Annotated in this window: 6 protein-coding genes and 1 pseudogene; 4 read left to right on the top strand and 3 right to left on the bottom strand. The window is 71.8% G+C overall.

Annotated elements, in window-relative coordinates; genetic code table 11:
* Positions 1-636, top strand: a pseudogene (locus ACTOQ3_RS37390) (phospholipid carrier-dependent glycosyltransferase); the annotation flags it as partial.
* Here ACTOQ3_RS37390 and ACTOQ3_RS37385 read toward each other — a convergent pair.
* The gene (locus ACTOQ3_RS37385; RefSeq protein WP_440088306.1) at positions 584-2371 is read right to left on the bottom strand and encodes a hypothetical protein; all 1788 of its coding nucleotides are present in this window, start codon (positions 2369-2371) and stop codon (positions 584-586) included. The pseudogene ACTOQ3_RS37390 and the gene ACTOQ3_RS37385 sit on opposite strands and share 53 nt — an antisense overlap.
* A 101-nt stretch (positions 2372-2472) precedes the next feature.
* Between ACTOQ3_RS37385 and ACTOQ3_RS37380 the strand changes: the two genes are divergently transcribed.
* The 3 genes from ACTOQ3_RS37380 to ACTOQ3_RS37370 all read left to right on the top strand — a co-directional run bounded on the left by ACTOQ3_RS37380 (position 2473) and on the right by ACTOQ3_RS37370 (position 6662).
* On the top strand, positions 2473-3744 hold the full coding sequence (locus ACTOQ3_RS37380) for a glycosyltransferase (protein WP_440068152.1): 1272 nt from the start codon (positions 2473-2475) through the stop codon (positions 3742-3744).
* A gap of 98 nt (positions 3745-3842) precedes the next feature.
* Positions 3843-5624, top strand: a complete 1782-nt coding sequence (metG, locus tag ACTOQ3_RS37375; RefSeq protein ID WP_440088305.1) for a methionine--tRNA ligase — start codon at positions 3843-3845, stop codon at positions 5622-5624.
* A gap of 177 nt (positions 5625-5801) precedes the next feature.
* Complete coding sequence (locus tag ACTOQ3_RS37370; protein ID WP_440088304.1) at positions 5802-6662, top strand: TatD family hydrolase; 861 nt, start codon at positions 5802-5804, stop codon at positions 6660-6662.
* Between the two features lie 83 nt (positions 6663-6745).
* Here the strand turns inward: ACTOQ3_RS37370 and ACTOQ3_RS37365 are convergent, their stop codons facing one another.
* Both ACTOQ3_RS37365 and ACTOQ3_RS37360 read right to left on the bottom strand, forming a co-directional pair.
* Positions 6746-8167, bottom strand: coding sequence for a hypothetical protein (locus tag ACTOQ3_RS37365; RefSeq protein ID WP_440088302.1), 1422 nt, complete (start codon positions 8165-8167; stop codon positions 6746-6748).
* Positions 8164-10233, bottom strand: coding sequence for a protein kinase domain-containing protein (locus ACTOQ3_RS37360; RefSeq protein WP_440088300.1), 2070 nt, complete (start codon positions 10231-10233; stop codon positions 8164-8166). Before ACTOQ3_RS37360 ends, ACTOQ3_RS37365 begins: the two co-directional genes overlap by 4 nt.
* Positions 10234-10265 lie beyond the last annotated feature (32 nt).

Raw genomic sequence — 10265 nt, 5'->3', positions numbered from 1 at the left:
CGCAACTGGGTGCAGGCGACCTCGCAGGGCCCGGGGTTCTTCGTCTTCGACTCGCTCCGGTCGTGGCTGAGCTACCAGGTGCAGGTGCTCGGCTTCCACACCGGGCTGAGCACCGGGCACAACTACCAGTCGGCCCCCTGGACCTGGCCGCTGCTGTCCCGCCCGGTGGCGTTCCACTATCCGCCGAACAAGACCGGGTGCGGCGTCGACAGCTGCGCCGAGGCGGTGCTCGGGGTCGGCACCCCGGTCATCTGGTACGGGGGTCTCGCCGCCCTCATCGCCATGATCGCCTGGTACGTCGCCACCCGCGACTGGCGCGCAGGAACCGTGCTCGTCGGCTACGCCGCAGGCTGGCTCCCCTGGTTCTACTACGCCCTCGCCGACAACCGCACCATGTATCTCTTCTACGCGATCACGATGCTCCCCTTCATGATCCTCGCGTTGACCCTGGCCGCCGGGCTGATCATCGGACGGGCGGACGCCGCGCCCAACCGCAGGGCGATGGGGGCCGCGGTCGTCGGGGCCTTCACGCTCCTCGCGCTGATCAATCTCGGGTGGCTCTACCCGGTGCTCGTCGCCGAGCTCATCCCGCACTCCCAGTGGTGGGCGCGGATGCTGTTCCGGAGCTGGGTGTGACGGGACCGGGTGTGCCGGGATCCGGTGTGACGGGACCGGTCGTGCCGGTATCGGGCGCGCCGGGGGTGGTCGCGACGGGTCCGTCCGTGACGGCGGGCGGCTCGGTCGTGGCGGTCGCGGGCGGGGTCGCGGTCGCGGTCGCGGTCGCGGTCGGGGTCGCGGGCGGCGCGGCGGGGCCGATCATGATCGTTCCGGTCGGGGCGTCATCGGGGACGACGTCGCCGTCCGTGACGGCGGGCGGCGCGGTGGCGGGCCTGGAGAACCCGTGGCGCAGCGAGATCGCCGCCGCCAGGCACGCCAGCGGCACCGCGGGCAGCAGGTAGCGGTAGTCGAACTCGGCCGTCGCCGCCGGGGCCAGGATGAGCCCGAACGCCGCCAGCCACGGCAGCAGCACGGCCCCGCCCAGCCTGCGCCAGCGCGCCACCACCCCGGCCAGGCCGACCAGCAGCAGCGCGCCGAGCACGATGCCGGGCAGCCGGACGACGCGCTGGTAGCCCTGCAGGAAGGTGGCCCACGGGGCGTGCAGGTCGGTGCCGATCACGCGCTGCTTCCCCTGGAGCTGCGCGACCCGCAGGCCCGGGTCGTACTTGCGCGCGTCGGTGTCGGTGTTGCCCTGGTACGACGACCAGGCGGGCAGGACCTTGGTCGTCAGCGGGAACTCGTACTGCACGTAGGTCTGGACGTCGGGGAAGCGCGGCCTGCCCCAGTGGAAGGCGCGGAAGAAGTCGCCGGCCACGATGCCGAGATAGTCCATCGGCTGGGACAGGATGGCCCGCTGGGCGAACGCGCCCGCGGTCTTGTTCATCTCCGGGGTGAACGTGCTGCCCACCCCGAAGGCGTGGAAGCGCTGGCCGTTCTGTGCCCACCAGAGATACTTCTGCCCGGAGAAGTGGCGCTCGCTCGGTGGCGCGCTGATGCACAGCAGCGCCAGCTCCAGCTCCTCGCGCGGATCGACCTTCATCTTCGTGCAGTCGGCGAAGAGCGACGTCCGCATGTAGAGGATCGCGCCGTCGCTGTTGGTCATCGCGAAGTTGCCGTGCGCCGAGGCGAACCAGGCCATGTAGCCGACCACCGGGAGGGCGCACGCGGTGATCATCGCCGCGATCGTCTTCCAGGCCGTGCGCTTGACCAGCAGGTATACCACGACCAGCGCGAGGATCGGCAGGCCGATGGACCGGGTCAGGGCGGTCAGCGCCAGCATCAGCCCGATCACCGCGCCGAGCCGCCAGGACATCCGCCGGTGCCAGAGCACCAGCGTGATCACGCCCACGACCAGCAGCATGAACATCACGTCGGACATGATCAGGTGTTCGAGCTGGATCTGGTACGTGTCGAACAGCACCGGCACCGCGGCCAGCGTCGCCCCCCAGCCGGGCAGCCCGAACCTGCCGCGCAGCAGGGTGTAGATCAGGACCGCGATGCCCAGGCCCATCAGGTGCTGGACGAAGGCCACCAGCGCGAAGCTGTGCAGGGGCCTCAGCAGCAGGAGCAGGAAGGAGTAGCCGTTCGGGCGCAGGGCGCTGGGGCGGCTCGGGTTGACGGCCCCCGAGACGTACTCGTAGGAGTCGTTGAACCACAGAGCCGGGCCGTAGCCGAGCATGGTGACCACACGCAGCAGGAACGCCAGCGCGAGGGCGGCCACGAAGAGGCGATGCCGAGAGAGGAAGGCTCGCAGGCGAGCGCCCCGCTCGGGCGGAGGCACGTCCAGGCGAGGGCGGTCGGCGACGGTCACCATGCATTACAGGATGCCAGCCGTTTCGGGGAGTTGACCCGGGCAGGGGACTCTAGAGGGCATCATGGTGAGATTGGCTTGTGCAGTGAGTGAAGGGTTGAGACGTGGAACTGACCGTGGTCATGCCTTGCTTGAACGAGGCGGAGACCGTGGAGACCTGCGTACGCAAGGCGCTCGCCTGCATGCGGGAGCACGGGATCGACGGGGAAGTCCTGATCGCCGACAACGGCAGCACGGACGGCTCACAGCAGCTCGCGCGCGAGGCCGGAGCCCGGGTCGTGCACGTCGACGCCAAGGGATACGGCAACGCGCTGATGGGCGGCATCCGCGCGGCGCGCGGCCGCTACGTCATCATGGGCGACGCGGACGACTCCTACGATTTCACGGCGCTGCTGCCCTTCGTCGAGCAGCTCCGTGACGGTGCCGACCTGGTGATGGGCAACCGGTTCAAGGGCGGCATCGCGCCGGGCGCCATGCCCCCGCTCCACCGCTACCTGGGCAACCCGGTGCTCTCCTTCATCGGCCGCCTGTTCTTCCCCAGCGCGATCGGCGACTTCCACTGCGGCCTGCGCGGCTTCCGGCGCGACTCCATCCTCAGGCTCGGCCTGCAGACCGGCGGCATGGAGTTCGCCAGCGAGATGGTGGTCCGCTCGACCCTGTCCGGGCTGGACGTGCGCGAGGTGCCCACCACGCTGTCGCCCGACGGCCGCTCCCGCCCGCCGCACCTGCGCTCCTGGCGCGACGGCTGGCGCCACCTGCGCTTCCTGATGCTCTACAGCCCCCGCTGGCTGTTCTTCATCCCCGGCCTGGTCCTGATGACCCTCGGCCTGGTCGCGGGCGCCGCCCTCACCTTCGGCCCGGTCTACATCGGCAAGCTCGCCTTCGACGTCGACACCCTGGTCGGCGCCTCGGCCATGGTGGTGATCGGCTTCCAGGCGTCGCTGTTCGCCCTGTTCACCAAGGTGTACGCCGCCGAGGAGGGCTTCCTGCCGGAAGACCGCAGGGTGCGCAAGCTCGTCGACATCGTGAGCCTGGAGAAGGGCCTGATCGTCGGCGGGCTGCTCGCCCTGGGCGGCCTGGGCGGCCTGGTCGCCTCGCTGGTCCACTGGCAGACGCGCAGCTTCGGCCCGCTGATCCCGTCGGAGTCGCTGCGCATCGTCGTGCCCTCGGCCACCGCGCTGATCGTGAGCTTCCAGACGATCTTCGCGGCGCTGTTCATCAGCATCCTGGGCATCCGCCGTACCAAGGAGACGCCCATCGACGTGGCCGCCTCCGCCGCGGAGGAGGCCGCCGAGGCCGTCAGCCGCGCCGCCGCGGGCGACCCGGCGGACGCCCCCGTCGACGGTGCCACGCCGGCGGCCCCGCGGCTGCCGTGAGCGCCGCGGCGGCTTCGGGAAAAGGTCCCGGAAAGTCGAGGGCCGCGGAGAACCACGACAGCACCAAGACCCGAGGCCGCGTCCCTTAGGCTTGCATCATGTCCCAGCACATCCTGACCGCGGTCGCCTGGCCATACGCCAACGGCCCCCGCCACATCGGGCACGTCTCCGGATTCGGCGTGCCGTCCGACGTCTTCAGCCGCTACCAGCGGATGGCGGGCAACAAGGTCCTCATGGTGAGCGGGACCGACGAGCACGGCACCCCGATCCAGGTCCAGGCCGACAAGGAGGGCCTCACCGCCCGCGAGCTCGCCGACCGCTACAACAGAGTGATCGTCGAGGACCTCCAGGCGCTGGGGCTCTCCTACGACCTGTTCACCCGGACCACCACGGAAAACCACTACGCGGTCACGCAGGAGATCTTCAAGGGACTCCACGCCAACGGCTATATCTTCCCCCAGACCACGATGGGCGCCATCTCGCCCTCCACCGGGCGCACCCTGCCCGACCGTTACATCGAGGGCACCTGCCCGATCTGCGGTTACGAGAGCGCCCGTGGCGACCAGTGCGACAACTGCGGCAACCAGCTCGACCCGATCCAGCTGATCGACCCGGTGAGCAAGGTCAACGGCGAGACGCCGATCTTCGTGGAGACCGAGCACTTCATGCTCGACCTGCCCGCGTTCGCCGAGGTCCTGGCGTCGTGGCTGTCCTCCAAGGAGGGCGACTGGCGGCCCAACGTGCTGAAGTTCGCCCTCAACATGCTCGGCGACATGCACCCCCGCGCGATCAGCCGCGACCTCGACTGGGGCGTGCCGATCCCGCTGGAGGGCTGGAACGACCAGGCCAACAAGCGGCTCTACGTCTGGTTCGACGCGGTCATCGGCTATCTCAGCGCCTCCATCGAGTGGGCCCGCCGCTCCGGCGACCCCGAGGCCTGGCGCCGGTGGTGGCAGGACCCCGAGGCCCTCGGCTACTACTTCATGGGCAAGGACAACATCGTCTTCCACGCGGAGATCTGGCCGGCGATGCTGCTCGGCTACAACGGGCAGGGCGCCCGTGACGGCGAGCCGGGCTCCCTCGGCGCGCTGAACCTGCCCTCCGAGGTCGTCTCCAGCGAGTTCCTCACGATGGAGGGGCGCAAGTTCTCCTCCTCCCGCCAGGTGGTCATCTACGTGCGCGACTTCCTGGAGCGCTACGACGCCGACGCGCTGCGCTACTACATCGCCGTGGCGGGCCCGGAGAACCAGGACACCGACTTCACCTGGTCGGAGTTCCTCAACCGCAACAACGGCGAGCTGGTGGCGGCCTGGGGCAACCTGGTGAACCGCTCGATCTCGATGGCCGCCAAGAACTTCGGGGTCATCCCCGAGGCGGGCGACCTCACCGACGCCGACCGCGCGATGCTGGAGCGCAGCCGCGCGGCCTTCCCGAAGGTCGCCGCCGAGTTCGAGCACTGCCGCTTCAAGAACGCGACGAACGAGGCGTTCGAGGTCATCCGCGAGGCGAACCGGTACCTCGCCGAGCAGGAGCCCTGGAAGATCAAGGACGACCCCGCGCGGGTGAAGACCATCCTGCACGTCGCCCTGCAGGTCGTGGACGACGCCAAGACGCTGCTCACCCCGGTGCTGCCCAACTCCTCCAACAAGATCTACGCGATGCTCGGCGGCACCGGCGTCTGGACGGGCATGCCGGAGATCCAGGAGGTCACCGACGACGACGGCAGGACCTACCCGATCATCACCGGCTCCTACGACGGCGCCGCGCGCTGGGAGTCGTCCCCGATCCGGGTGGGCTCTCCGCTCGCCCCGCCGACCCCGTTGTTCGTGAAGCTCGACCCGAAGATCGTCGAGGAGGAGCTGGCCCGCCTGGGCGAGTAGGACAGGCTCTCGCGGCCCGCACCCAGGGCCCGCGGCGGCCCGCGATCAAGACCTTCAGCGGTCACCAGGGCTCTTCCCGCGGTCACCAGGGCTCTTCGCGGTCCGCGACCGGGGTTCTCAGCGGCCCGCGCCCGGCACCGGGCGCGGGCCCACCGGCTTCTCGGTAGGTTGGACGCCGTGAGCACGCCGAAGCTTCCCGACGCACCCAGGCCGCTGCCGGCAGAGGTGTTCGACAGTCACTGCCATCTCGACATCATGGTGGGCAACCGCCAGGCGTCCTCGGGGGATCCGGTCGCCCAGGCCGCGCAGGCGGCCCGGGCGAGCGTCGAGGGCATCCTCGACGAGGCCCGCGCCGTCGGCGTGACGCGGCTCGTCACGATCGGCTACGACCTGCCGTCCTCGCGCTGGAACGCCGAGACGGCCGCCCTCCACGCGGACGTCTACGCCGGGGTGGCCATCCACCCCAACGAGGCGCACGCCTCGACGCCGGAGACCCTCGCCGAGATCGAGCGGCTGGCCCGCCTGCCCCACGTCAGGGCGGTGGGGGAGACCGGTCTCGACTACTACCGAGACTGGGCGTCGAAGGACGACCAGCACGCCAGCTTCCGCGCGCACATCGAGATCGCCAAGCGGACCGGCAAGGCCCTGGTGATCCACGACCGCGAGGCCCACGACGACGTACTGCGCGTGCTGGCCGAGGAGGGCGCCCCCGAGGTCGTGGTGTTCCACAGCTTCTCCGGTGACGCCGAGATGGCGAAGCGGTGTGTCGCCGCCGGATATTTCATGTCGTTCTCCGGCCCGGTCACCTACAAGAACGCCGCCTACCTCCGCGAGGCCGCGCGGGTCGCGCCGAGGGAGCTGATCCTCGTCGAGACCGACGCGCCCTACCTGCCGCCCGCCCCCCACCGGGGCAAACCCAACGCGCCCTACCTCCTACCGCTCACGCTGCGCTGCCTCGCCGAGGTCAAGGCGGCCGACCTCACCGAGCTCGCCGCCGCCGTCAGCGCCAACGGGGAGACCGTCTTCGGCTCCTGGTGACCCTTCCCGGTGCCGGCCCACGGCGGCGCCGGAGCCGATCCGGAGCCGGGCGTCCGCTTCTACGGCGACCGGGGCCGGAGACCTCAGCCCACGGCGGCGCCGAAGTCGGCGGAGGCGGCGCCCTCGAGGGCGGGGATCTTCCCGGTGCCCGGCGAGAGCGGGATGCCCTCGGTGTCGTTGCGGCCCAGCAGGACGACCGCTCCGGCGCCTCCCCTGTCGGGCGCCCCGACGACCAGCCGGTTACCGCTGAACCCGACCGACCAGCCGAAGTGGTCGCCCGCCTCGCTCTGGGTGACCAGAGTGCCCGAGTCCGGCTCGCCCATCGTGATCAGTCGTACGCCGCCCTGCCCGCCGGTGCCGTCGAAGGGCACGCCCACGGCGAGCCTGATCTCTCCCGCGCCCTCGCCGGTGAAGGCCAGCGAGAATCCGTAGCCCTCGCCCCCGGCCCCCTCCGCGCCCTGGTGGAGGGTGGCGATCGGGCTGACCTCCTGGGCGTCGGAGGCCTGGAACAGCTGGACGAGGCCGGAGTCCTTCACCTCCCCGCCGTCGCCGAGCGGGGCGCTCACCGCGAGGTAGCCGACGTCCCCCTGCTCGGCGTAGGCCATCGCGTAGCCGAACCGGTCGCCCCCCTGGGACCTGGCCACCTCGCGCAGGTCCCACTTCCTGCTCCCGTACTCCTCCTTGGCCTCGCGCACGTCGTAGATCACCGCGATCGACCCCGAGTCGAGCTTGCCCGCGCCGACCTGGCGCCCCGCCCCGTCGTCGTTCTCGTACGGCACGCCGACCGCGAGATCCGGCTCGTCCGGGGTGCCGCCGAGCCTGCCGATCGCCAGTGACCAGCCGAACATGTCGCCGACCTCGCCGTTGCCCGAGATGCCCTCGGTCTCCTGGGAGATCCGCCGGCCCGTGCCGAGCGTCGCGGCGTCGAACAGGTGGACCGCGCCGGAGTCGGCCGTGCCCCCGGCGTTCTCGTGCGGGGCTCCGACCGCCACCAGCGTCCCGCCGAAGGCCAGGGACCAGCCGAAGTGGGCGTCGGCCTCCGGCTCGGCGGAGACCAGGCGGACCGTCCTGCCCCGGGGGCCGCCGTACACCACGTAGACCGCGCCCGCGTCCGTACGGCCCGCCACGTCCGCGTACGGGGCGCCGACGATCAGGTCCGCGCAGCCGTCGCCGTCGACCTTGGCCAGCCGCACCGACCATCCGAAGGCGTCCCCCGTCTTCGTCTCGGGGGCGGTCACCGCCTTGCCGCTCTCTCCCCGGCCGAACAGCATGTGGACGGCTCCCGCACCGGTCAGCCCGCCGGGGTTGGCGAAGGGGTCGCCGACCGCGGAGTCCTCCAGGCCGTCGCCGTCGAAGTCGCTCACGCCCGCCCCGGTGCAGTCGGCGGGCGAGGCGGTGCCGGATCCGGCCGCGAGGTGCCTGGCGGACGCGGTGAGCGCCTCGGCGGCCCCGGTGGCGGGGAGCGCGATCGCGGCCGTCGCCGCGAGGGAGAGCAGCAGCCTCAAGACAGTCTCACCTCGATGGTCCTGCCTTCCTTGATCATCACGCCGGTCAGCTTGGCGGGCTTGCGGGCCGGGGGAATGTCAAAGACCAGGAGGGCCTCCGCCTTCGTCCCGGGGGGCAGGGCGGCGGGCAGGGCCGTCGACACCCTCTCGGGGGAGTGCGTCGCGCCGCGATCGTCGATCAGGGTGATCGCGGCGCTGTCGCCGAGCTGGACCTGCTCCCCGCCGGTGTTGATCAGCGTCAGCGGGACCGTGCAGAACCGGCCCTTCGCCGGGGTGGCGTTCCGGTAGGAGGTGAGCCCGCAGGCCGGGGTGCGCGGGACGATCAGCCGCGGGTCCTCGAGGAAGGAGCCGGTCATGATCGTGCGGCCCACGTCGCCGGCGCCGCTTCCGGCGAGGTCGCCGGTTTCGCCGGTGGTGCCCGTCCGCGCCTGACCCTGGCCGTTCGGGTTTCCCCCGGGGATGTTCAACAGGACGACGACCGTGACGGCCAGCGCCACGAGCACGGCCAGTCCGGCGAACAGCCAGCGCCGCCGGGGCGCCGAGCCCTTCGCGTCCGGCGTGTCCGATCCCGGCGGGACCTGGAAGCCGGACGGGGGCGACTGGGGCGACGGGCGCGACGGGGGCGACGGGGGCAGGGTGGGCACCTGACCCGGTGCCTGATCCTGCGTCCCGTCCTGCGCCTGGCCCTGCGCCTGGCCGTACGCCGGGGCGTGGAAGGGGGTCGTGAACGGGCGCGACGGTGACGTCGTGGGCTCGGCCCGCATGGGGTACGGGAGCGGATTCGGCGGCGAGGTACGCTCCGGCGCCGCCAGGGAGCCCGACGACCCCGATGACCCTGACGACTCCGACGACCCCGGCGGTCCTGACGGCTCCGGCGGCGTGGTCGGAGAGGCCGGCGCCGTGCGGGGCGCCGGTGTCGTCCGGGACCCGGAGGACGTCGGCGCCGTGGACGGGCCGGGCGCCGCGGTCTCCGGGGGCACGGACGTGAAGGCCGCCCCGGGGGCCGTGAACGGGGCCGGTCCGGAGGGCGAGTCCGCCGGACCCCGGACGGGAATCGATCCGGGGATGGGCGTCGGTGCCGTGGCCGGGTCGGTGAACCCCGCCTCCAGGTTCAGCGCGCTGAGGGTCTGGGTGGAGTCGGGTTCCACGTTGGCGGGCGGCTCCCAGGACTCGTTCAGCAGGTCGGTGGCGATCAGCGTGGGCGGGTCGACCCGGACGGGAGCCGGGGCGGCCGGTGCCGCGATCCCACCGCCGACCAGGGCGATCAGCAGGTCCTGGGCGCTGGGCCGCTGGTAGGGGTCCATCTCGGTCGCGCGGCGCACCAGGTCGTTCAGCGGGGCGGGAAGCGCGCCCAGGTCGGGCGGGGTGGTGAGCAGCCGGGTGGCCATGGTCATCATGTCGCCCCGCCCGTAGGGGTGGCGGCCGTTGCCCGCGTACGCGACCAGGCAGCCCCAGGCGAAGACGTCGGCGGCCGGGGTGATCTCCAGGCCGCGCACCTGCTCGGGAGCCCACCAGCCGGGGCTGCCGAGCACCTCGCCCGAGCGGGTGAAGCTGTGCGTGGAGTCGAGGGCTCTGGCGATGCCGAAGTCGATCACGCGGGGCCCCGACATGGACAGGATCACGTTGGCGGGCTTGAGGTCCCGGTGCACCAGCCCGGCGACGTGGATCGCGGCCAGCGCCGCCGCCACCCCCAGGGCCACGCCGTGCAGGGTGCCCTGCTCCAGGGCGCCGTGCTCGGTGATCTGGCGGGACAGCGGCGTGCCCGCGATGTACTCGGTGACCATGTACGGCCGGCCGTCGCCGTCGTTGCCGTTGTCCAGCACCTGCGCGGTACAGAACGAGGCCACCCGCCGGGCGTTCTCGACCTCCGTGTGGAACCTCGCCGCGAAGCCCTCCTCGACCGCGAACTCCGCCTTCACCACCTTGAGCGCGACCGGTCTCCCCGTCGGCGCCAGCGCCAGGTAGACGGTTCCCATCCCGCCCTCGCCGAGACGTCCGAGCAGGCGGTAACTCCCGATCTGCTCGGGGTCGGCGGGTCGCAGCCCTTCGACACCGGGCTGGTTCACGTCCTCTTCACCGGGAAGATTCCCTTTCTCAC

This window comes from Streptosporangium sp. LJ11 (assembly GCF_051918945.1).
Classification (GTDB): domain Bacteria; phylum Actinomycetota; class Actinomycetes; order Streptosporangiales; family Streptosporangiaceae; genus Streptosporangium.
This window is presented reverse-complemented; position numbering and strand designations above follow the sequence as displayed.